Below are 21,200 nucleotides of genomic sequence, written 5' to 3' on the forward strand. Positions count from 1 at the left end.
CATTATGAAATTATTAACAGCTGCAGCACTAATGCTTGCATCAACCGCTGCAATAGCGCGCCCAGCGCCTTTAGTCTCAATTCCAAGCCATGATGGCTTTTTTAACAACATAGCAGTACATTGCGGTAAAGCTTTTGAGGGTAAAGTAACGGTTGATAATGCCACCGGGCCGAGTTCATTTGCCGATAAAAAATTAGTTATGCATGTGCGCAAGTGTACCGACACTGAGCTACAAGTGCCGTTTCATGTGGGTGATGACGCCTCACGTACGTGGATCATTACTAAAACAGGCAGTGGCTTGAGTTTAAAACACGATCATCGTCATAAAGATGGAACAGACGATGCATCAACTATGTATGGTGGCCATACGCTTGATGCAGGGTTTGCGCAAATGCAGTCGTTTCAAGCAGACCAATACTCTAAAGAGTTATTCGTAAAACAAGGCATTGCACAGTCTGTAGGTAATACATGGCAAATGTATATTTACCCGGAAGTATTTACTTATCGATTAATTCGCCAAGGACGTGAGTTTAAGGTGGATTTTGATTTAACGAAACAGATTACTCCACCATCAGCACCTTGGGGTTATAAAGACTAAGGTTACTTGCCCTTGCTTGTATCTTCTTTAGTTTCGCATTGTAGTAAAACACTTAAATCTGGTTGATAGGCGCGTGGTTTAGTTGGAAAACGTTCGTATTCTTGCACGCCTTCAAGCACTTTCAACATAAAGGTGTTGCCACGACATAAGCGCTCAGCATGGCGTAATAAAAATACGCTTTGGCTGGAAAAGTGTTTGTAATCGTCAGACTTAATTTTTATTTTATAATTGTCTTCGCCAATTTTTGTTTGGTAGTAATGCACTTTGTTGTCAAAGTCGTAGAGTTTTTCTGTTTCGGCTTTTTCAGCAAAGGCTGTATTTGCGCTCGAAAGGGCCACCAGTATCGCGCCTATAGTGAAGCGTGGGGAGTTTAATCCTTTCATAAAAATGTATCCTTTAATTTGCGAACTTTATACCCATTAATTACTTATACAAGTTCGATTTCTTTATATTCAGTCTAACACCCAAAAAGGGATAACGTGATGTTCAAACAAATAAAACAGCTTTTTGCAGTATTCGATGATCAAGAGCCAAGTATAGAGCCACACGATTTAAAAACAGCTGTGGCTGCATTGCTTATTGAAGTTATGCGCGCTGATGCCAAGCTTGAACATGATGAACAACAAACCCTGACTGTAACCTTAAAAAAGTACTTTAATTTAACAGATATTGAAGTTGATGAGCTCACCACTAATGCGGCGAGTAGTTTGGATGGTGCGATAGATTACTTTCAGTTTTCAAAACAGATTAATGAGCATTGCAGCGCGGTACAGCGAATAGAAATAATAGAACTATTATGGCGCTTAGCGTATGCCGATGGAGAAATAGATCCCCAAGAAGACTACGTAATACGTAAAGTCGCAGGGCTTTTATATGTAACGCATACCGATTTTATCGCCGCAAAAATAGCGGCGACAAAGTAAGTAGGCGGGCGTGCAAGTTATTTTAACTTACTTGCAACGCTTACTAATTGATGAGCAAGGGCTGATACTTTTTCAGCCGTTACAGGTTCATTTATTTGCCCATTTTCATCAAACAAAGTGTGTACAGCGGGTACAGCAAGCTGATCGGCAAGCACTAATGAACCAATGCCGCTTAATATATCACGCACATGATTTAAACCTCGTAATCCACCAAGCCCACCTGGCGATGCTGCAAACAAAGCGACCACTTTATTACGAAAAGCAGGAACAGCACCTTGTTCTGTGCGCGATGCCCAATCAATGGCGTTTTTTAGTGCTGCGGTTATAGAGCCGTTGTACTCTGGGCTTGCTAGTAAAATACCGTCGGCTTTACGTAGCTTGTCTTTCAAAAGCTGTACATCGCTTGGTGTGCCTTGCGCTTCTATATCTTCGTTAAATAGTGGGATGTTTAATTCGTTTAGTTTTATTACTTCTACTTCAGCACCTGTTTGTAGAGCAAAACGTGCTGCTTCATTAATAATTTTTTGATTAAAGCTTTCTTGGCGAAGGCTTCCTGCTAGAGCGATAATTTTTGGTGCTGACATGGTAGTGGCCTTTTAATGTTTTAAGTTTCATGGCTAATGTAGCAAAATTTTGCTTGTAGAAAACCCCAATAAACGCAACACTTATGTGCGTATATGCACATAAGTGAAAGGTAGGCAGCATGGCGATAAAGTTTGAAGATTGGCAAGACGTTAAAGTAGCGTTTGAAGTAGCACGTTTAGGCACGCTAACAGCGGCAGCAGAAGAGCTTAATGTGCACCACAGCACAGTGCTTAGACGAATTAATAATCTAGAAAAAAACTTAAATGCACGACTTTTTCATCGCCATGCCCGTGGTTATAAAGTAACTGAAATTGGCACTAAGTTATTCGCAACGGCGCAAACTATTCATAGTTCGTTAGAGCAGCTTCATAACGATATTGCTTCGGCAGACAGTACACTTAGAGGGAGTTTGTTGCTAACGACGGTAAGCGGTTTTATGGATATACTTGGGGATGTGTGTGAGCAGTTTCAAGCGTTACACCCGCAGGTGCAGTTAGAAGTTATTTTAGAACAAAAAAGGCTAAGGCTCGATCACGGGCAAGCACATATTGCTGTGCGTGCAGGCCCAAGGCCTGATGAAGGCGATTATATTGCTCAACATTTGGCGCAGCTTTCATCGGGCTTATACGCTAATAAACGTTATATTAATAAATACGGCATGCCTAAATTATTAAGTGATTTACAACAGCATAATTTTGTATCGGGTGTGGCAGGTTTTAATGCCCGCGTGCCTTATTTTGCGTGGGCTGATGAACATATTCCCGCATCGCAAATAAAGCTGCGAGTATCTGAAACCGCAGAAGCGACTCGTGCAATAATTAAAGGGCTAGGTATTGGCGGATTGCAGCATGACGTAGCGGCGCAATATCCTGATTTAGTGCCTATATTACACAGTGAGTTAAGCTGGCCTACCGATGTATGGTTAGTCACGCATCACTTAGTGCATCGCACTGCTAAAGTACAAGCTTTTGCAGGGTTGCTAAAAACACATTTTAGTAAGTTAGCTGCTAATCAATAGTTTTATACCAACCTGCATAAATCTTTGATCAATTTAACGAATTAAATTTCACTATGACGTCGTTGAAATTTTTTATTTAGAACAACTAGATACAAAAATTTTTGCCTAGTTCTAGCGTAATTTTCTTAACGTTAAATAGACCCCATATATAAGCAGATTGGTATTAGCCGCATTTTAGCTGTATTTTAAATGATTATAGTGTTTTTTTTACTTCTATCCCTAGGCGTTTAGCCAAGCGTACTAAGTTAGCCCTATCTAATTCAAGCACTCTTGCTGCTGCTGACCAGTTGTAGTTATGCTTCTTTAATTGCTCAGTAATTACGTTGTATTGCAACGATTCTACAGCTTGCTTTAAAGGTTGGTTGATTAAGGTGTTGGTTGTACTTTGGCTTGCTACTAGAGAGTTTTGCGGCGCACTTGGGGTTAAATCACAGTGCTCGCTTGTAATGGTTATTATTGGATTTTGCCATTGGCTTTGTTTTGCTTTTAGGGCGCTGCGGCTAATGACATGTTCAAGCTCGCGCACGTTACCTGGCCAGCTGTACTGATTAAGTAATGCTTGCGCTTCGGGGCTTAGTTTTAATTGTTTTATCCCTAATTTACGGGCTGTTTGCTCAATAAAATAACCAGCTAAGAGTGTTATGTCGTGCTCGCGTTTACTAAGTGGTGGCACAGTAATAGGGTAGACACTGAGGTGATGGTATAAATCGGCTCTAAAGCGACCTTGAGCTACTTCTTCTTTTAAATTTCTGTTAGTGGCAGCAACAACGCGTACATCTACGTATTTTGGCGTGTCTTCTCCTACCGTTTGTATTTCGCCACTTTGTAGCACTCGTAATAGTTTACTTTGCATGGCAAGGGGTAGTTCGCCTATTTCATCTAAAAATAACGTGCCGCCATCAGCTAATTGAAATTTACCTTGGCGCGCATTTTGTGCGCCTGTAAAAGCCCCTTTTGCATGACCAAAAAATTCACTTTCGGCAAGGTTTTCGGGAAGTGATGCACAATTTAAGTGTATAAGCGGTTGATCTTTTCGAGCTGAATTTAAGTGAATGTTACGCGCAACAAGTTCTTTCCCTACCCCTGTTTCACCTAATATCAGCACGCTAAAGTTAGATGCTGCAACGAGTTTAATGTCGTTTTTAAGTGTTTGCATTAGCGGGCTTTGACCAATAATTTCACCGCCGTCCCGTGTTAATGCTTCACGATTTAGTTCTTGTACTAATGCACTTGAGTGCTGTGCATGCTGTTTGTAATGGGCAAGTTCTAAGGCCGTTTTAAAGTGCGCACTACACAGCGTTTGTAAAGTATTGAGTGTATCAGCGCTTATGCTGTTAAATGCATTGGCGTTAAGGCTATCAAACGTAAGTACGCCAAGTAGCGCGTTTTTATCATAAAGAGGTAAACCTAAACATGCATGTACCGGTATGTCGCCGGTTTTAGCTAATAGTAATCCGTCGTATGGATCGGGTAGTGGGCAGTCGTGCGCAAATTGCAGCGCAAGTGTGCTTTTGCAAATAGCTTCTAGGCGAGGGTGCTCTGCTATTTTAAATCGTCTGCCTAAACTGTCGGGCATTAATCCTTTAATTGCCAGTGGTTTTAATTGCTCGCCCTGAAGCGCTAATAACGCACTTGCATCACTAGGAATCACCCGCTCAACCGTTGCTAGTAATTGATCAAAACTATGCTCGTGCAGTGTACTTTGAGCAAGCTCTAGAGCAACTTGGGTAAGGTTGAATTGCTGGTTCATGTCAAAATGACCTGTTTGTGTTTTTATGAGTTAATTTATAGTAGGTCATAAAGACTCATAGTGTAAAGTGATTTAATTTAACTTATTGAATTTAAATGAATAAAGTTGTTGGCACAGTATGTGTAATAGCTAAGTAACGTAGTTAGTTACAGAGATCGCCATGAACACTCTAATGCTGAATAATTTAAATAATCAAACACAGTTTAGTTCACTGTATGAGGCACTAGCGTGCGCTGAGAACTTTTTTGATCAGTATGGTTTAGCGCAGGAAATAAAATAATGCGCCCTATAAACTTAACTGAGCCAATGCCAGCACGCGTTGCTATTCATCAAGTATCTCAATGGCCGTTATGGATGCTTGCTTTTAGACCTTTCTTTTTAGGCGGTGGCTTATTGGCATTTTTGTCGGTGGGGTATTGGCTACTTATTTTAACAGGCCATGCAAGTTGGCACTCATCGATACCTGCGACATTATGGCACGCGCACGAAATGCTGTTTGGCTTTGCAGGAGTTGTAGCTGTTGGCTTTTTACTTACCGCTGCACAAACATGGACAGGCGTACCGAGCATAAGTGGCAAAGCCCTTATGTGGCTTACGTTTATATGGCTTGCAGCGCGCTTAGCCTTTTTTGTGATATTGCCTGATATTGCTCATTTTAATTTATATGCTGCACTTACATTACAAGTTATTTGGTGGCTAGGCGCCATAGCCGCGTTGGCTAATATGTTATTAAAAGCCAATAGTAAAAGTAACTATCCGTTTTTAGCTATTTTAGCTGTGCTTTGTGGGCTCAATGTATTGTATTTAATACTTGTTTTAAAACAAAACATGCAGCTTGCACTTGGTGTGGTTGATACCGCAGTACTGGTAATTACTTTACTAGTTGGCATTGTTGCGGGTCGCGTTCTACCATTTTTTACCGCTAAAGGTCTAGGTTTAACCGCACAAGTTCGCACTCCTAAAATAGATAAAGCGGTGATGTATTTATCTATTTTGGCTATCACTTTATTTTTCATCAACAAGTTGTTTTTGAACACGATTAATCCTGCGTTGGTTGTTGCAACGGTTGCTGTGCTTCATCTGGTCAGGGCTGGTTTTTGGTGGGATAGCAAGGTATTGAGAGTGCCGTTGTTATGGTCTTTACATTTTTCCTACCTTGCTCTAGGTGTTGGTTTGATGCTGGTGGCAATAAGCTTTTATAGCAGTGCAATACAATTTAAAGATGCGCTGCACTTAATCACTATTGGCACAATAGGTATGATGATTTTAGCAATGATGACGCGTGTATCACATGGTCATACAGGGCGTACACTCGCTATTCCTCATTACATGGCTGTTGCTTTTGCATTTGTGTTAGTAGCCGCTATTACTCGTTCATTACTCCCTTTTATTATTGGGCCTCACCTTGCTTGGCAAATAAGTGCTTTGCTGTGGCTAGTGGCTTTTTCATTATTTTTAATTCACTGCACACCTATATTAACGCGGCGTCGTGTTGATGGGCGTCGTGGTTAGTTCATCCATAGGAAACACATATGTTATCTGATAAAACCATTGAGATTGTAAAAAGCACAGTTCCGTTATTAGCGCAGGCGGGTAAGGTTGTTACCGATCATTTTTATAAGCGTTTATTTAGCCATAATCCTGAGCTTAAAAATATTTTTAATATGGCGAATCAAGATACAGGTCGTCAGCAATTTGCACTTTTTAATGTATTGGCTGCGTATGCACAAAATATTGATAATTTAGCCGTATTAAAAGAAGCGCTAACACGTATTAATCATAAGCATACAAGCTTGAATATTTTACCTGAGCATTATCCTATTGTAGGTGCGCATTTAATTGGTACATTAAAAGAGCTTATTCCTGAGCAATTTACTCCCGATGTTGAATACGCTTGGCGCGAAGCTTACGGCGTACTTGCTGATATTTGTATAACCGAAGAAGCTGCTTTGTATGAGCACAGTAAAAATAAACACGGTGGTTGGGCGGGAACTCGCCAATTTAAAATAACCAACAAACAGGCTGAATCAGCACTCGTAACGAGTTTTACACTTACGCCAGTTGATGGCGAAGCTGTTATTACACATAAACCAGGGCAGTATTTAGGTATTAAAGTTAAGCCAGAGGGCGCTGAATATGAAGAAATTCGCCAGTATTCTATTTCACAAAAAAGTAACGCTAAAAACTACCGTATTAGTGTTAAAAAAGAGCTACAGCCAAAGCCTGGTATGGTGTCTAATTATTTACACTCATTAGAGCAAGGCACTATTGTTGAGTTATACCCGCCGGCAGGAGACTTCTTTTTACGCAATAACACAAACCCAGCGGTACTCATTTCAGCAGGTGTTGGGCAAACGCCAATGCTGGCTATGCTTGAAACGTTATTAAGTGATGATTTTAATCAAGAGATTATGTATTTACATGCCTGCGAAAATACTCAGCAGCACTCGTTTTCAAAATATTTAAATGATCTAACAGCGCAGAATAACCACTTGCAAACAATAACGTGGTTTAATCAAGCGACAGAGGGCGCTGATTTTACAGGGTTGATGAGCTTAAACGCAGTACAAGCACAGCTACCATTGAGTAATGGCGACTTTTACTTGTGTGGCCCTGCGGGGTTCATGGTATTTATAAAAAACCAATTACTTGGGCTCGGTGTTAAAAGTGAGCATATTCATTACGAAATATTTGGCCCGCATCAAGACTTATAATATCGTTTAAAAGTGGGCATATTTTAGATAAGTATTTAGCCTACTAACTTAATCGCGCACTATAAGGTTTACTCAATAGTGCGCAACCAATTAAATTATAGCTTTTTAGTATCACTTTGCGCTGCAAACGTTTGTTTTTGCCATGCATTAAAGAGCTTTTGTTGCTTATCTGATATCTTTAAACCGTAGGTTTTTTGCATATAAGCATAGGTGTCGGCTATACGTTTTCGCGCATAAACAGGCGGTTCAACTACACGTTGTTTAAAGTTTACTTTTACTTCGCAGCGGCCATACTGTGTGGCGTTTTCGTTAAGCATGCCAAATCGATAATTGGAGCGATCGGCATTAATTTCGCCAATAGCTGGCGCTAAGTTGTTTATATCGGCTTCCATTTTTCTAAATTTAGCACTTACTTTTCTACAATTTTTTCGCCCGCCATCTTGCCAACATTGTAGTTGATGACCAAATTCCCACGCCGGAACAATGTGTTCCCACTCAATGCGTAGTGCTCGCACGTTTATCTTACCTGAGCGTGTAAGCGTATTTCTCGGAACGTAACCACAGTTTGCGGGATCTGGAACGAGTTTTTTACCTTCTTTTTTAATGTCGCAGCCGCAGTAGATGCTTTTAGCGTTGTCAGGTAGGGTTTTAATAAGGTGTTTTTTTGCAGTAGAAAAACGGGTGAACTGCTCCGCCGATACCGAAACACACAAAAAACAAGCCAATAAGGCCAGAATAAATCGAGTCATATCCATCACATATGTGAACTACAGGAATGGCTAGTTTAAGCTGTTGATTAAAAAAGATAAAGAAGACTTAGAATTTAGCTTGAAATGGTTACTGGTACTTGCTCTTTTTATTTTTATAAAAAAAGCTGATAGTGCGGGGAAACTATCAGCTTTGTATAAGCTATTTAACCTGAGCTTTGGTTAAGATACTTACATACTATAGCGAATACCTAAAAAGAATTGCCTACCAGTATGATTATACTCTCGTGGTAAATTAAGAGTTCCGTCACCAGTGGTATACAAACGCTCGTATTCATCGGTTAAGTTAATAGCTTCAAATGTTACGGTTACATTGTCATTGAGGTTATAAAAAGCAGAAAGGTCATAATGTGCTGGACCTGTTGTTGCTTCTTCAGCATTACCATTACTGCCAGTATAATCAGTAATGTAGTTATCGCGTTTATTCATTGAAACGCGAGCGCCATAATTTTCTTCTTCGTAATAAAGTGTGAAATTATATGAATTTTTAGAAAGCCCCGTTATTTCTCCTGCGGATACGTGAGTGTAGTTAGAAACAATACCGGTATTTTTTAATAACCCCGGTAAAAAGCTAAATGGCTGTTGATATATTAGCTCAATACCTTTAACAACAGTTCCCTTGCCATTTACAGGTACGTAATGGGTGTAGGGTGTTGTTCTTGGGTCAAGTGCACTTGATGGATCGTATTGCGGATCGTTATCAATGAAAGGTAAGTATGCAGGGTCAACTAATTTTTCTTCAGTTGAGCTGGTGATGAAAGTACCTATATCTTTATAAAAACCAGTTAAAGCAAGTAGCGACTCTTCATCAAAATACCATTCGATACCTAAATCAGTATTTGTTGAGGTGAATGGGTCTAAAAATGGATTACCTGCACTGACTGTTCCATTTAAATAGGAGAATGATGGGTTACCTGGGTTTAGTGAGCCAAGGCTTGGACGAGTCATGGTTTTGGATAACCCTAAACGTACAACAACATCTTGCGTTGCATCCAGTGCTAAATTTAAAACAGGTAAAACATTATCATAACTATTTTCAATTTCAACAGGATCGCTTTGAATAAAGCCCGTTGATGTTGTTTCTGTTTTTACATAACGTAAGCCTACATTTGTTCGTAGGAGCATATCAGATATTTCATATTCAAAATCTGATTGAATATAAGCAGCGATGGTTTCCTCTTCAACTTCCCAGCTTTGTGCACTTCGCGCCGTCCACTCTTTATTGAGTAGTTGTGATTCAATTGCATCAAAATCGGCCACAATAAATTGCGGCAACGTACCATCATAGCCTGAGCCATAATCATCGAAAGGCATTAATTGTGAAAAGCCGACGGATGACTCTTGATCCGGAAATCCATTAATTTGCGATTCATCATAGTTTACTGTTCTATCGTTATAAGCAACCCCACCTTTGATGCTCATAAAGTCTGTTTCGTAAGTTAAATCTAATTTGGCAGTATCATTTTTTCTGAGTACATCCGTAGCACGAAGTTGACCGTCTGTTAAATTAAATGAACTTGCATCTAAATTATCATAGCCATAATCCATCACTGCAGTATTTGCGCTATTTCCAAAATCAATTGAGACGGTATGAGGTGTATTGCTGGTCATATTATAACGATATTGCTCAGAGCGAGCATTTGACTCAGCGGTGCCGATCATTGCATCTAATTTTAAGTAGTCAGATAGGTGGTATTTACCAGATAACACATACTGTTTAAATTTTGTTTTAGATACCTGTTGACGGCTTTCTGCACGGGACTTTACTCCACTAAATGTACCTGCCTGAATTTGTTTTCCATTTTCGGCAACTGTAATAGAGTCTGGAGTGATCTCGCTAAATGTATTTCTGAACATTTCGAAGAAATTATACATCGTACGACTGTTGTCGAGGGTAGAATGCAAGGTATCGAAGGTAATTACTAAGTCATCGTTAGGCGCATACTGTAATGAGCCTGTAAAACCTAATCTATCTTGTTCATTACCAAAAAAATCAGGGCGGGGAAGTCGAGGAGTCCATAGGCAATTTACATCATCAACTTGCTCACCTTCAAATTCACAATTTCCCACATCAGTAGTGCCAATAACGTCAGTATTTGATGTGTCAGCATAGACACCGCCGCCATCTTTGACAGGGGTTGTCCAACGAACAGTACCAAAACCTTCTTGGCGAACTGTGCGCTCTGATTTGGCGACAGAGAATAAAGCCCCAAAGGTATCGTCAGCAAATGTATTACTGATCATAAATACCATTCTAGGGTCTGTCTCTTCTGTTAAATCGTTATAGCCTGCCTGTGCCGACGCAGCTACATGAAGACCGGGGGAATCAAAAGGTTTTGCTGAATACATATCGACAGTACCTGCAATACCTCCTTCTTCGGTTGCAGCTGTTGGTGATTTTTGAATATCAACGCGATTGAATAGCTCTGATGCAAAGACGTTAAAGTCAAATGCTCTGCCGCCATTTACACCACCACCCGAATCAGTCCCATCTGTACTAGCAGGAACTTCCATGCCATTAAGGGTTGACCGAGTAAAAGACGGGCCTAAACCACGTAGAGTAATTTGACGTCCTTCGCCTCCTTCTCGCGAAATTGCGACACCAGGGATCCGCTGTAGTGACTCTGCGATATTTAAATCTGGAAATTTACCAATGTCTTCGGCTGCAATTGATTCCGTGGTATTTACTTCAAATCTTTTGGTAGCCAGTGATTTATTAAGAGATGATCTGAAACCTGTAACTTCGATTAACTCAATTTCACTTTTCTTTTTTATATTTGTTTGTTCGGCTTCTTCAGCACTGATTTGAGCTGTCGTGCTAATTAATAATGCACTAATAATGTAATTAAGTGGCCTGAGAGTGAATTTTTTTGACGTTTTCATTGTGTGTTCCTGCTGAATTTAGGTAATGCCACTCAGTTCAGATTTTGCACTTATTTTTTGTGTTATAAGTAAGCGTAAATATGAGTGAGGTGTGTTTGGCTTTATTTAAATACACCTATTTAAACAGTGTATTTAACCCGCACATTTAAAATGCCACCGGTGGCATGTGAAAGTCAAGGTTATTTTTTATACTTTTTTAAACAATAATTCACTTAATTTTAATCCTCAAAGGTCAACAGGCCATGGAGTTTATAAAAAAGTATTGTTTGTACTTAAAAATGATAAATATTAAATAATGGACTATAAATGCGTAAAACTATCTATTTACCATATAAAACAGCTTATATTACATAGTTGATTTGGTATAAAAGTAAAACTGCGTTAAAGTTTGCGGTGTAATCATTAGAGGATAAATACTAAACAATGTCGGAAATTCAATTTTTAAATGTAGATCTTGAGCTTGAATCAAAGCAAGATATTAGTTTGCTAGTGGCAGACTTGAAAAAAGTCGCGACGATTTTACATTATGACAAAGACGAATACCGTCAATTAGCCCGCATTGAAGCAACAGGTGTAGTAAACACGCCTGACAAAGCAATAAACCATATATGTGAGCTTATTGAATCGTGTTCGCGCAACGCGCTAAAGCAATGGTTAAGCTGTTCACGTAGAACGTTTGATATTGGTTTTGAATCAGGCACATCGCCTAAGTGTTTTAACCAAGCTTTAGATGCAGATACATTATTACGTATATCTGCTATTGGTGCGGGTATGGAAATTACAATTTACCCAATCGAAAAGTAACAGTAAGTAATTATCTTCGCTCTACTACGGCTGCGGTCATTCTTGATACGCAGCAAAGCTCGTTTCGACTATTAGTAATTTTTATTTCCCAGACTGAACTACGCTTACCAATATGAAACGCTTTTGCGGTGGCTGTTAAAGTACCATTACGAGATGCTTTTAAGTGACTGGCGCTAATTTCTTGTCCGACACAATAAAACTGAGTGAAGTCGACTACGAAGTTAGCTGCATAACTTGCTACTGTTTCGGCAAGCGCTACGTTGGCTCCTCCATGCACCATGCCCATTGGATTATGATGCGCTGGTATGGCAGGCATAGTTGCTACGAGGTAATCATCACCAATTTCGGTAATTTCAATTCCCATGGTTTTCATTAGTGTACCTTGGCCGTTTATACCCTCATCTAGCTGTTTGCAAAACTCTAAAGTAACAGGTTGATACCAAATACTCATAAGCTTACCTTTTAAAATAGTAGTAAAAATATGGCTTATATTTTCATAAAGTTAAGATAATGAAAATAAAAAAGTGGATCTAAATTTATAGCCAGATAGCGTGAGGCGGATAGTAAGAAGTAATAATAGGGATATCGTAGTTTATTGATACAATCGAGCAGTAAAGAAGAAATCCCCCTAGGCTAAATATAAGCAAGCAGCATAATGTTACTTGCTTATACTGAGCCAGATCTTTTATTGGTAACTAGCTATTAACTCGACATTACTAAAAGCACTGTAGCCTTTAATCATAATAGAGTAATTACCAGTGCGGGTGTCGCTACAGCTTTCATTATTTCCGTTTTTATACGGTCGGCAATCGTAGTTACTGCTCGTTGCAATTGCATTATATTTTACATGTAGGTCAACATCCCCAGTGCCATTAGAGGTCGAAAATGTGACTTGCTCAGCTTCACTTGGCACTGTAAAAGTAAACAATTGCTCACTGTTTCGATCACCACTAACAACGATAGATTGGTTATTTTGCAGTGTATTGTTATTTACCGGTGGGCTAGATGCAGATCTAAAATTTGCAATTGTGGGGTTTGTTAAATTTAAGGCTCTAGCGTTATCGTGTTTTGATGGAGTTCCCATAACACTTCCGCTGTATGATTTGTTTGGATTTGACCAGTAATTGATTCTTGTGCAGTTATTTGTGCAGTTATAAGCCATTACTGAACGCCATTGTGATTGAGGTTGCTGATAACCATGGCCGAACGAATAAGGAGATGTTGATGGATCGTTTTCAGGGTTATGACGAGCACCTTGTAAATGACCAATTTCATGACCGAAAGAGTAATAGCCGGTTGCACAGTCATAATCAACCATCGCAAATGCGCTGTTAGCATTTGCACCAATTGCTTTGGCTTGGCCACAGTAGCCGTTAACGTCGTTTATTAATATGACTACATCAGCACCGTATTGATCTCGTAGTGTGTGCGCTTCATCCATATAACCATCGTTTTTGGCAGCTAAACGATTTAAATCCGTACCTGAATTTGTAGCTTCAGTATAATTAACTCGGCTTACATGGGCCAAACTAACAACTGCATTGACACCTGAGTTTTGGTAACCCTGATTAGTCTCTACTATTGCAAGATCAATCAAGCTATTAATATCACTAGATTTTTGTTCTGCGGCTGGGGTGTATAAAACGAGTAAGCTAATATTGCTTTGCGCGTTAGTTGCCATAGCTGTTTGGAAGCTTTGTTCTGTTAAAATTTGTTCACTGATTGAAATAGTGTTATTAGATTGTTGATAATCGGGTGCATGCTCAGCAGGTTGCTTGGCAGGATCTAATTCAATAAAATTATGACCAGAATGTTTATTCGGTTGCAATTTATAAACATGTTCATTTACCTTTATCGTACCAGAAATCCCCTTTGTAGATTTTATCAGTGTTACTTCGTCACCATCTAAGCTTTTACCTACCCAGATTAAGTTACCAGTTGCTGATGTACTTGCTGTACTTTTGATAAATTCAATGTCACTTCCCTGAACAGGTAAAAAGAATGCATTGGTTTTTGCGCTTAGTTCGAAAAGCGGTTGCCCAAATTGAGATTGAGCATTACCTTCTTTATTAATGTTTTGCGTAAAGTTAGAGTGCTGCACTTCGAAAAGTGGGACTTGGGCATACGCATAGCCGCTAAACAATAAGCCAATAAACAATGGTGAATATTTTTTCATTTGATAATCCTTTTAAGTGTTTGTACACATAAAGTGCACATGCTAATAAGTTGTTTTCAATTTATTAACATGTGGCTGTCATCAAATTAGCCCTTAATCGTAAATATAAAGATACGAATGTTTATTTTATGTAAGCATTCGTTGTTTCTACATAAGTGTAAAAGTGATTTATTAACAGCAAGCAATCAATGTAATTTAAATTTGCGATTTTTATTTAACTGTATATACTCACAGTTAAATGTACTGTATGGAAAACCAGTTGTATGCGACCATTAACGAAGCGCCAAGCTCAAATTCTCGAATTAGTTAAAGTTTTTATTAAAGACACTGGTATGCCTCCTACACGTGCTGAAATTGCACAAACATTAGGCTTTAAAAGTGCCAATGCTGCTGAAGAGCATTTAAAAGCGCTTGCTAAAAAAGGTGCTATTAAGATGAAACCAGGTGCAAGCCGAGGTATTCAACTTGTTGAGGAAGAAGAGCCTGAACAGTTAGGTTTACCTCTTATCGGGCGAGTCGCAGCGGGAGAGCCTATTTTGGCGCAAGAGCACGTTGAGAGTCATTGTAAAATTGATCCATTAATGTTTAAACCTGCTGCTGATTTTTTATTGCGCGTTAACGGTATGAGTATGAAAGATATAGGTATTATGGATGGTGATTTGTTAGCTGTGCATAAAACTCAAGTTGCAGAAAATGGACAAGTTGTAGTTGCTCGTGTTGATGATGATGTTACCGTAAAGCGGTTTGAAAAAGCAGGCCGAAAAGTATTATTGCATGCTGAGAATGACGACTTTTCGCCAATTGAAGTTGATCTAGAAAATGAATCTTTTAATATAGAAGGTTTAGCCGTTGGAGTTATTCGTAACGCTGATTGGATGTAGCTTTTAATTTATTTTTATGAATGCGTGCTTTTTAGCACGCATTTTTGTTTTAACATTAGCACTAAAAATAGGACGTAAACAGCCAACTAATTATTTTAGCTGTAAATTTTTTTGCACTTATATTTTCCCCCTCCGAATGCGTTAAACCCCTTTGTTTTGCTCATATTTTGAACTTTCTGTTGACTACTGACTTTTTATTAATTACTCAATATCACCTGATTGTTTTTTATACTAAAACTTGCTTGTTGTTCGTTTTTTAGCTAATTATTAATGTGCTGAGCTAATAATAACTCACAGCTTTTTAGTTTTGAGAACACACAATATACACAAACTCGTTGTTGGCGCAGCAAAACCAATCAATATTAAATAAGATTGGCTAAAAAAATAAAAATAACGAATTGGCGTTTAAGCCGTATGCCTCTTCGCTTTGCATTCGCAATAGCATCAAAGGAGCCGTCACATGGGTAAACTGACCTCTACCTTGTGGCTTATATTATGTGTTTTTTCGCACTCAGTTTTGGCGAACAGCCAATACAATATGCGCAAAGGCGTAACCGATATAAGCAATAATGTATATCAGCTGCACATGACCATATTTATAATATGTTGTGTGATTGGGGTGATAGTGTTCGCAATTATGTTTTGGGCACTTATTCATCACCGTAAATCTAAAGGGGCTGTACCTGCCCAATTTCACGAAAGCACTAAAGTAGAAATACTTTGGACTGCAATTCCGTTTGTTATTTTAATTGCTATGGCAGTACCAGCCACTAAAACCCTTATTGCAATGGAAGATGCCAGCAAAGCTGATCTCACTATTAAAATTACGGGTTCGCAATGGAAATGGCATTATGAATATATGGGCGAAGATGTAGAGTTCTACTCTATTTTATCTACCCCGCAAGATGAAATAGCGAATCTTGCAGATAAAAACCCTAACTACTTACTTGAGGTTGATAAGCCTCTTGTACTGCCAATAAATCAAAAAGTACGATTTTTAATGACTTCTGATGATGTTATTCACTCTTGGTGGGTACCTGATTTTGCAGTTAAAAAAGATGCGAACCCCGGCTTTATAAACGAAACATGGACGAACATAAACGAAGAAGGTACTTACCGAGGCCAATGTGCTGAGTTGTGTGGTAAAGACCATGGCTTTATGCCCGTTGTGGTGGTCGCTAAATCTGAGGCTGATTTTAAAACATGGCTTGCAGATGCAAAGCAGGCGAAGCAGAAAGCTGCGCTGGCAGATGCCGCATTACTTGATAAAACCCTCCCAAAAGAAGAGTTAATGACTTTAGGCGAACAAGTATATATGGCTAATTGTGCAGCGTGCCATCAGCCTACGGGCATGGGGTTACCGGGTGTATTTCCTGCACTTAAAGGCAGCCCGATAGTGCTTGGCGATATAAAAGATCACATTGATGTAGTTATCCATGGACGACCCGGTACGGCAATGCAAGCTTTTGCCAAGCAGTTATCTATAAAGCAATTAGCTGCGGTTATTACTTATAAACGTAATGCGTGGGGTAATGATACGGGTGATGTTATTCAACCGAGTCAAATACAGACAGCACTTGATGCCAAAGTGGAGGCGAACTAATGAGTAGCATAGTAGAACAACCTAACGCCAATGAAGCTCATCATGCTCATCACCCAGCTAAAGGTTTTAAACGCTGGCTTTACACAACTAATCATAAAGATATAGGTAGTTTATATTTAATTTTTTCGCTGACCATGTTCTTAATTGGTGGCGCAATGGCTATGGTGATCAGGGCTGAATTATTTCAACCAGGCTTACAGTTGGTCGATCCTCACTTTTTTAATCAAATGACCACAGTGCATGGTTTAATTATGGTGTTTGGTGCGGTTATGCCCGCCTTTACAGGCCTTGCTAACTGGATGATACCACTCATGATTGGCGCGCCAGATATGGCATTGCCAAGAATGAATAACTGGAGCTTTTGGATTTTGCCGTTTGCGTTTTTAATCCTATTGGCATCGTTATTTATGCCTGGTGGGGGGCCTGCATTTGGTTGGACTTTTTATGCACCACTGTCCACAACATACAGTAATGATAATACTGCATTGTTTGTATTTGCCGTACATATTATGGGAATTAGCTCAATAATGGGCGCAATCAATGTGATTGTAACCATAGTGAACTTACGTGCCCCCGGCATGACATGGATGAAGTTGCCCTTATTTGTATGGACGTGGTTAATTACTGCCTTTTTATTAATAGCGGTAATGCCAGTACTTGCAGGGGCTGTCACTATGGTACTTACCGATAAGTATTTTGCGACCAGCTTTTTTGATGCTGCAGGCGGTGGCGATCCGGTGATGTTTCAGCACATCTTTTGGTTTTTTGGTCACCCCGAAGTATACATAATGATTCTTCCTGCCTTTGGCATTATATCTACAATAGTACCTACCTTTTCTCGTAAAAAACTTTTTGGCTATGCCTCAATGGTATACGCCACATCCTCCATAGCACTATTGAGCTTTATTGTATGGGCTCATCATATGTTTACTACTGGGATGCCGGTCGCTGGCGAGTTGTTTTTTATGTACGCGACCATGCTTATATCGGTACCTACAGGAGTAAAAGTATTTAATTGGGTTGCCACAATGTGGAAAGGCTCAATAACTTTTGAAGTGCCAATGCTTTTTAGTATTGCGTTTATTGTGCTGTTTACCTTGGGTGGTTTTTCGGGATTGATGCTGGCAATTACACCTGCTGACTTTCAATATCACGATACTTATTTTGTAGTGGCGCACTTTCATTATGTACTAGTAACAGGGGCTGTATTTTCGATAATGGCGGGGGCCTATTACTGGCTGCCCAAGTGGACAGGCAATATGTTTAATATCACGCTAGCTAAATGGCATTTTTGGCTATCGCTGGTGAGCGTGAACGTACTGTTTTTTCCTATGCATTTTGTAGGGCTTGCCGGTATGCCGCGTCGGATTCCCGATTACGCTCTTCAATTTGCCGACTTTAATGCAATCATAAGTATTGGTGGGTTTGCCTTTGGTTTATCGCAATTGTTGTTTGTAGCTGTGGTAATTAAATGCGCGCGTGGCGGTGATAAAGTGCCTGCAAAAGTATGGGAAGGGGCAGAAGGGCTTGAGTGGGAAGTTGACTCTCCAGCGCCATATCATACTTTTTCTACGCCGCCGGTTATTAAGTAATGACACACGCACCGCTACTCAAACGTTTGGTACTTATTTGCATAGGCATGTTTGCCTTTGCCTTTGCTTTAGTACCTTTGTATGACGTGTTTTGTGATGTAACAGGGCTTAATGGAAAGCCTTCGTTTGAGCAAGCAGAGCAAAGTACACAAATAGTACAAAACCGAGAAGTCGGCGTTAGCTTTACTACTCACGCACAAAGTGGTGCACCGTTTGAAGTTAAATCAAAAGAATACAGTGTAGTGGTAAAACTCGGTGCAATGCGTGAAGTAATGTTTAGTGCAAAAAATAACAGCAACCTAGATAAAGTAATGCAGGCTGTACCATCAGTCTCACCAGGTAAAGCGGCAAAGTATTTACATAAAATAGCCTGTTTTTGCTTTGATCAGCAACCTCTAAAAGCAGGGGAAGAACTTGAATTTAAATTGCTTTTTTATGTTGATACCGCACTGCCAAGCGACATTGAAGAATTAACTTTATCTTATACCGTATTTGATATTAGTGAACAGCTGGTGGCAAGTAATAACTAGCTTTTTAAACTAGTGTGAAACTAGGAGTAAATAAAATGAATCAAGAATATGAGCATTATTACGTACCTGAGCAAAGCCCGTGGCCTATTGTAGGTGCTGTTGCATTGTTTTTTATTGCAGTAGGGGCGGGCTTGACTGTTATGAGTGTAGGTAAAGAAGGTGGTAGCGGGGTTTATCTGCTTTATGCCGGTATTGCTGTACTTGTGTATATGTTGTTTAGCTGGTTTAAAAATGTAATTAGTGAGTCAGACCAAGGTTTGTACTCAGCACAAATGGATCGCTCTTTTAGACAAGGTATGAGCTGGTTTATTTTTTCTGAAGTTATGTTTTTTATGGCCTTTTTTGGTGCGCTTTTTTATGCACGCGTATTGTCGGTACCTTGGCTTGGAGGTGCAGGCAATAATGCAATGACTAACGAGGTATTATGGCCTACTTTTGAAGCCGTTTGGCCGCTAGTTTCAACACCTGCTGGCGAAACTACTCAAGCTATGGGCTGGCAAGGCTTACCACTTATAAATACCTTAATACTGCTTACTTCCTCAGTTACTTTACATTTTGCCCACGTAGCGATGGAAAACAATAAACGTACTCCACTTAAGGTTTTTTTAGGCGCTACTATTTTATTGGGTGTTTGCTTTTTAGGGCTGCAAGTTGAGGAGTACATGCATGCATATAATGATCTTAACCTAACGCTAGATGCGGGTATTTACGGTAATACGTTCTTTTTATTGACTGGTTTTCATGGCATGCATGTAACGCTAGGAACCGTACTTTTATTTGTAATATTTTTACGGATATTAAAAGGGCACTTTACTAAAGATAAGCACTTTGCTTTTCAAGCAGCTGCTTGGTATTGGCACTTTGTTGATGTGGTGTGGCTGTGTTTGTTTGTATTTGTATATGTGCTGTAGCGTTTATTGGCGAATTATTTGCTTTAATAAAACCAAGTTTAAGCGCTGCAATAACAACAACTAAAACAACGACCGAAAACAATACGCGACGACCTAAAAAGTGAGACATAGGTCGTCCCTCAGTTTTCCCTGACACCATAATAAACAATGCTCTAAATAAGTTAAAAAGTATAAATATTAACAACAGTACGATAATAATTTTAATAATCACTGAGTTGACCCTTTATGCAGTTAGTTTTATGGCACAAACAAAAGCTTAGCTCACTAATCACACTTTGTATGGTTGTGGTTGTTGTACTTGTGTGTGTGCGATTAGGGTTTTGGCAGTTGGAACGAGGTGAGCAAAAGCAGCAACAACTAACCGCTATTGCTAAGCAACAGACTCGAGGTGTGATGAGCTGGTCTCAATTACTTAACCTGCCTGATAGCTGGAACAAAACTGGTGTATTGGTTGAGTTAAAAGGGCGATTTGTGCAAAACCAATATTGGCTTTTAGATAATCAAGTTTATAACGGGCAAGTAGGGTACGACTTACTTGCTTTACTAAAGCCAGACAGCGAAGAAAAAGTGATTTTAGTTAATTTAGGATGGGTAAAAGCGCCTATATCTAGAGATGCACTGCCAAAGGTTACTCTGCCTACAGGTATTTTTGTTCTTAAAGCGCAAATAAAAGAAAATAACTTAAGTAGCTTTACGCTTGAAGATAAAACTACAAATAACGACTTACCTACAAGAATCCAATCTATCGACTTGGATATGTTGAGCACTCAAAGCCAGCAATCATTAATTAATTTTATGGCTTACAGACAAGGTACTGGTGATGAGATTGCAGCACCTCATTATGAGGCCGTTGTTATGAGCCCTCAAAAGCATAATGCCTACGCTGTGCAATGGTTTTTAATTGCTATTGCATGTGCTGTTGTGGCTATTTTTGCGAGTAAAAAAAGGACACATAATGAAAAATAATCCCCTTTTGTTGTTTGTGGGTTGCTGCGCTATCCCATTAATTTTGGCATATGGCGCATTAAAGTTTGATTGGTTGCCTACTGCAATTACTAATAATGGCGAGTTTTTAAGCCAAGAAATAAAACTTAAAAATTGGCCGAAAAATAATCCCAAGCAATGGACTATCGCACTTAATTATTCAAACGAATGTAACACCCCATGCAGCGAACAACTCAATGCACTGAATAACTTATATGTGGCACTTGGTAAAAACCAAGGCAAGGTTGATATGGCTGTAATGGGAAGTCCCAACAATAAAAATCTACCATGGAAAATTATTACCGAGCAACAGAGTTTAAATCCTGCAAGTTTGTATTTAATTGATCATATGGGGTTAGTGGTACTTGAATATCCCTTTAAGGCTGAGCCACAAGAAAACCGTTTAGTACAAAAAGGGTTATTAAAAGATCTAAAAAAATTACTTAACTATTCTCGTTCTAGCTAATTAAGTTGAGCTTAA

Annotated in this window: 22 protein-coding genes; 14 read left to right on the forward strand and 8 right to left on the reverse strand. The window is 39.4% G+C overall.

What is annotated here, in order from left to right:
* Window positions 1–4 precede the first annotated feature (4 nt).
* The gene (locus AC0VZ4_RS00750; protein ID WP_475440637.1) at window positions 5–598 is read left to right on the forward strand and encodes a hypothetical protein; all 594 of its coding nucleotides are present in this window, start codon (window positions 5–7) and stop codon (window positions 596–598) included.
* 2 nt (window positions 599–600) lie between these two features.
* Here AC0VZ4_RS00750 and AC0VZ4_RS00755 read toward each other — a convergent pair whose 3' ends face one another.
* Entirely contained in the window at window positions 601–981 is a 381-nt protein-coding gene (locus AC0VZ4_RS00755) for a hypothetical protein (protein WP_475440638.1), read from the reverse strand.
* A gap of 99 nt (window positions 982–1,080) precedes the next feature.
* On the opposite strand from AC0VZ4_RS00755, the gene AC0VZ4_RS00760 reads away from it, so the two are divergent.
* Window positions 1,081–1,521, forward strand: a complete 441-nt coding sequence (locus AC0VZ4_RS00760; RefSeq protein ID WP_475440640.1) for a tellurite resistance TerB family protein — start codon at window positions 1,081–1,083, stop codon at window positions 1,519–1,521.
* A 17-nt stretch (window positions 1,522–1,538) separates the two neighbouring features.
* On the opposite strand, the gene AC0VZ4_RS00765 is transcribed toward AC0VZ4_RS00760, so the two are convergent.
* On the reverse strand, window positions 1,539–2,105 hold the full coding sequence (locus tag AC0VZ4_RS00765) for an NADPH-dependent FMN reductase (protein ID WP_149613420.1): 567 nt from the start codon (window positions 2,103–2,105) through the stop codon (window positions 1,539–1,541).
* Between the two features lie 119 nt (window positions 2,106–2,224).
* Here AC0VZ4_RS00765 and AC0VZ4_RS00770 point away from each other — a divergent pair, with 119 nt between their 5' ends.
* Window positions 2,225–3,124: a LysR family transcriptional regulator gene (locus tag AC0VZ4_RS00770; protein WP_149613421.1), complete on the forward strand. Its 900-nt coding sequence runs from the start codon at window positions 2,225–2,227 to the stop codon at window positions 3,122–3,124.
* A 193-nt stretch (window positions 3,125–3,317) separates the two neighbouring features.
* Here AC0VZ4_RS00770 and norR read toward each other — a convergent pair whose 3' ends face one another.
* Complete coding sequence (norR, locus tag AC0VZ4_RS00775; RefSeq protein ID WP_475440641.1) at window positions 3,318–4,874, reverse strand: nitric oxide reductase transcriptional regulator NorR; 1,557 nt, start codon at window positions 4,872–4,874, stop codon at window positions 3,318–3,320.
* Between the two features lie 279 nt (window positions 4,875–5,153).
* Here norR and AC0VZ4_RS00780 point away from each other — a divergent pair, with 279 nt between their 5' ends.
* Together AC0VZ4_RS00780 and hmpA are read left to right on the forward strand one after the other, a co-directional pair.
* Window positions 5,154–6,386, forward strand: coding sequence for an NnrS family protein (locus AC0VZ4_RS00780; RefSeq protein ID WP_475440642.1), 1,233 nt, complete (start codon window positions 5,154–5,156; stop codon window positions 6,384–6,386).
* A 20-nt stretch (window positions 6,387–6,406) separates the two neighbouring features.
* Window positions 6,407–7,588, forward strand: coding sequence for an NO-inducible flavohemoprotein (hmpA, locus tag AC0VZ4_RS00785; RefSeq protein ID WP_475440643.1), 1,182 nt, complete (start codon window positions 6,407–6,409; stop codon window positions 7,586–7,588).
* A 95-nt stretch (window positions 7,589–7,683) separates the two neighbouring features.
* Here the strand turns inward: hmpA and AC0VZ4_RS00790 are convergent, their stop codons facing one another.
* Window positions 7,684–8,337 carry an endonuclease gene (locus AC0VZ4_RS00790; RefSeq protein ID WP_096794058.1) on the reverse strand — a complete coding sequence of 218 codons (654 nt, stop codon included), beginning with the start codon at window positions 8,335–8,337 and terminating at the stop codon, window positions 7,684–7,686.
* Window positions 8,338–8,380: 43 nt separating this feature from the next.
* Here AC0VZ4_RS00790 and AC0VZ4_RS00795 point away from each other — a divergent pair, with 43 nt between their 5' ends.
* Window positions 8,381–8,521, forward strand: a complete 141-nt coding sequence (locus tag AC0VZ4_RS00795) for a hypothetical protein (RefSeq protein ID WP_475440644.1) — start codon at window positions 8,381–8,383, stop codon at window positions 8,519–8,521.
* 5 nt (window positions 8,522–8,526) lie between these two features.
* Here the strand turns inward: AC0VZ4_RS00795 and AC0VZ4_RS00800 are convergent, their stop codons facing one another.
* On the reverse strand, window positions 8,527–11,238 hold the full coding sequence (locus tag AC0VZ4_RS00800) for a TonB-dependent receptor (RefSeq protein WP_475440645.1): 2,712 nt from the start codon (window positions 11,236–11,238) through the stop codon (window positions 8,527–8,529).
* A gap of 423 nt (window positions 11,239–11,661) precedes the next feature.
* Between AC0VZ4_RS00800 and AC0VZ4_RS00805 the strand changes: the two genes are divergently transcribed.
* On the forward strand, window positions 11,662–12,042 hold the full coding sequence (locus tag AC0VZ4_RS00805) for a hypothetical protein (protein WP_008138697.1): 381 nt from the start codon (window positions 11,662–11,664) through the stop codon (window positions 12,040–12,042).
* Between the two features lie 10 nt (window positions 12,043–12,052).
* Here AC0VZ4_RS00805 and AC0VZ4_RS00810 read toward each other — a convergent pair whose 3' ends face one another.
* The gene (locus tag AC0VZ4_RS00810) at window positions 12,053–12,493 is read right to left on the reverse strand and encodes a PaaI family thioesterase (RefSeq protein WP_475440646.1); all 441 of its coding nucleotides are present in this window, start codon (window positions 12,491–12,493) and stop codon (window positions 12,053–12,055) included.
* A gap of 234 nt (window positions 12,494–12,727) precedes the next feature.
* Window positions 12,728–14,218, reverse strand: coding sequence for a M12 family metallo-peptidase (locus tag AC0VZ4_RS00815; RefSeq protein WP_475440647.1), 1,491 nt, complete (start codon window positions 14,216–14,218; stop codon window positions 12,728–12,730).
* Between the two features lie 263 nt (window positions 14,219–14,481).
* Here AC0VZ4_RS00815 and lexA point away from each other — a divergent pair, with 263 nt between their 5' ends.
* From lexA to AC0VZ4_RS00840, 5 genes are all read left to right on the forward strand, one after another.
* Window positions 14,482–15,099, forward strand: a complete 618-nt coding sequence (gene lexA / locus AC0VZ4_RS00820) for a transcriptional repressor LexA (RefSeq protein WP_007376396.1) — start codon at window positions 14,482–14,484, stop codon at window positions 15,097–15,099.
* 460 nt (window positions 15,100–15,559) lie between these two features.
* Window positions 15,560–16,702, forward strand: a complete 1,143-nt coding sequence (gene coxB, locus AC0VZ4_RS00825) for a cytochrome c oxidase subunit II (protein WP_033039608.1) — start codon at window positions 15,560–15,562, stop codon at window positions 16,700–16,702.
* On the forward strand, window positions 16,702–18,294 hold the full coding sequence (gene ctaD / locus AC0VZ4_RS00830; RefSeq protein ID WP_002959615.1) for a cytochrome c oxidase subunit I: 1,593 nt from the start codon (window positions 16,702–16,704) through the stop codon (window positions 18,292–18,294). The genes coxB and ctaD overlap by 1 nt, the downstream gene beginning before the upstream one ends.
* Window positions 18,294–18,824: a cytochrome c oxidase assembly protein gene (locus AC0VZ4_RS00835; RefSeq protein WP_475440648.1), complete on the forward strand. Its 531-nt coding sequence runs from the start codon at window positions 18,294–18,296 to the stop codon at window positions 18,822–18,824. The genes ctaD and AC0VZ4_RS00835 overlap by 1 nt, the downstream gene beginning before the upstream one ends.
* 35 nt (window positions 18,825–18,859) lie before the next feature.
* Window positions 18,860–19,735 carry a cytochrome c oxidase subunit 3 gene (locus AC0VZ4_RS00840; protein ID WP_002959610.1) on the forward strand — a complete coding sequence of 292 codons (876 nt, stop codon included), beginning with the start codon at window positions 18,860–18,862 and terminating at the stop codon, window positions 19,733–19,735.
* On the opposite strand, the gene AC0VZ4_RS00845 is transcribed toward AC0VZ4_RS00840, so the two are convergent.
* Window positions 19,638–19,946 carry a DUF2909 family protein gene (locus AC0VZ4_RS00845; protein ID WP_475440649.1) on the reverse strand — a complete coding sequence of 103 codons (309 nt, stop codon included), beginning with the start codon at window positions 19,944–19,946 and terminating at the stop codon, window positions 19,638–19,640. The two genes, AC0VZ4_RS00840 and AC0VZ4_RS00845, sit on opposite strands and share 98 nt — an antisense overlap.
* 14 nt (window positions 19,947–19,960) lie before the next feature.
* Here AC0VZ4_RS00845 and AC0VZ4_RS00850 point away from each other — a divergent pair, with 14 nt between their 5' ends.
* Both AC0VZ4_RS00850 and AC0VZ4_RS00855 read left to right on the forward strand, forming a co-directional pair.
* A complete protein-coding gene (locus AC0VZ4_RS00850; protein ID WP_475440650.1) occupies window positions 19,961–20,701 on the forward strand; it encodes an SURF1 family protein in 741 nt (246 codons plus the stop codon).
* On the forward strand, window positions 20,691–21,185 hold the full coding sequence (locus tag AC0VZ4_RS00855; RefSeq protein ID WP_007376400.1) for a hypothetical protein: 495 nt from the start codon (window positions 20,691–20,693) through the stop codon (window positions 21,183–21,185). The genes AC0VZ4_RS00850 and AC0VZ4_RS00855 overlap by 11 nt, the downstream gene beginning before the upstream one ends.
* The last annotated feature ends 15 nt before the right edge of the window (window positions 21,186–21,200 follow it).

It is taken from the genome of Pseudoalteromonas sp. QJM3NY_22, from assembly GCF_056173065.1.

Excerpts from the sequence above, each read along its gene's own strand:
- AC0VZ4_RS00780 (WP_475440642.1), top strand. The coding sequence starts at position 5,154 with ATGCGCCCTATAAACTTAACTGAGCCAATGCCAGCACGCGTTGCTATT.
- AC0VZ4_RS00800 (WP_475440645.1), bottom strand. The coding sequence starts at position 11,238 with ATGAAAACGTCAAAAAAATTCACTCTCAGGCCACTTAATTACATTATT.
- AC0VZ4_RS00835 (WP_475440648.1), top strand. The coding sequence starts at position 18,294 with ATGACACACGCACCGCTACTCAAACGTTTGGTACTTATTTGCATAGGC.
- AC0VZ4_RS00760 (WP_475440640.1), top strand. The coding sequence starts at position 1,081 with ATGTTCAAACAAATAAAACAGCTTTTTGCAGTATTCGATGATCAAGAG.
- AC0VZ4_RS00790 (WP_096794058.1), bottom strand. The coding sequence starts at position 8,337 with ATGACTCGATTTATTCTGGCCTTATTGGCTTGTTTTTTGTGTGTTTCG.
- AC0VZ4_RS00805 (WP_008138697.1), top strand. The coding sequence starts at position 11,662 with ATGTCGGAAATTCAATTTTTAAATGTAGATCTTGAGCTTGAATCAAAG.
- AC0VZ4_RS00755 (WP_475440638.1), bottom strand. The coding sequence starts at position 981 with ATGAAAGGATTAAACTCCCCACGCTTCACTATAGGCGCGATACTGGTG.
- AC0VZ4_RS00810 (WP_475440646.1), bottom strand. The coding sequence starts at position 12,493 with ATGAGTATTTGGTATCAACCTGTTACTTTAGAGTTTTGCAAACAGCTA.
- AC0VZ4_RS00840 (WP_002959610.1), top strand. The coding sequence starts at position 18,860 with ATGAATCAAGAATATGAGCATTATTACGTACCTGAGCAAAGCCCGTGG.
- lexA (WP_007376396.1), top strand. The coding sequence starts at position 14,482 with ATGCGACCATTAACGAAGCGCCAAGCTCAAATTCTCGAATTAGTTAAA.
- hmpA (WP_475440643.1), top strand. The coding sequence starts at position 6,407 with ATGTTATCTGATAAAACCATTGAGATTGTAAAAAGCACAGTTCCGTTA.
- AC0VZ4_RS00750 (WP_475440637.1), top strand. The coding sequence starts at position 5 with ATGAAATTATTAACAGCTGCAGCACTAATGCTTGCATCAACCGCTGCA.
- coxB (WP_033039608.1), top strand. The coding sequence starts at position 15,560 with ATGGGTAAACTGACCTCTACCTTGTGGCTTATATTATGTGTTTTTTCG.
- AC0VZ4_RS00850 (WP_475440650.1), top strand. The coding sequence starts at position 19,961 with ATGCAGTTAGTTTTATGGCACAAACAAAAGCTTAGCTCACTAATCACA.
- norR (WP_475440641.1), bottom strand. The coding sequence starts at position 4,874 with ATGAACCAGCAATTCAACCTTACCCAAGTTGCTCTAGAGCTTGCTCAA.
- AC0VZ4_RS00770 (WP_149613421.1), top strand. The coding sequence starts at position 2,225 with ATGGCGATAAAGTTTGAAGATTGGCAAGACGTTAAAGTAGCGTTTGAA.
- AC0VZ4_RS00855 (WP_007376400.1), top strand. The coding sequence starts at position 20,691 with ATGAAAAATAATCCCCTTTTGTTGTTTGTGGGTTGCTGCGCTATCCCA.
- ctaD (WP_002959615.1), top strand. The coding sequence starts at position 16,702 with ATGAGTAGCATAGTAGAACAACCTAACGCCAATGAAGCTCATCATGCT.
- AC0VZ4_RS00815 (WP_475440647.1), bottom strand. The coding sequence starts at position 14,218 with ATGAAAAAATATTCACCATTGTTTATTGGCTTATTGTTTAGCGGCTAT.
- AC0VZ4_RS00765 (WP_149613420.1), bottom strand. The coding sequence starts at position 2,105 with ATGTCAGCACCAAAAATTATCGCTCTAGCAGGAAGCCTTCGCCAAGAA.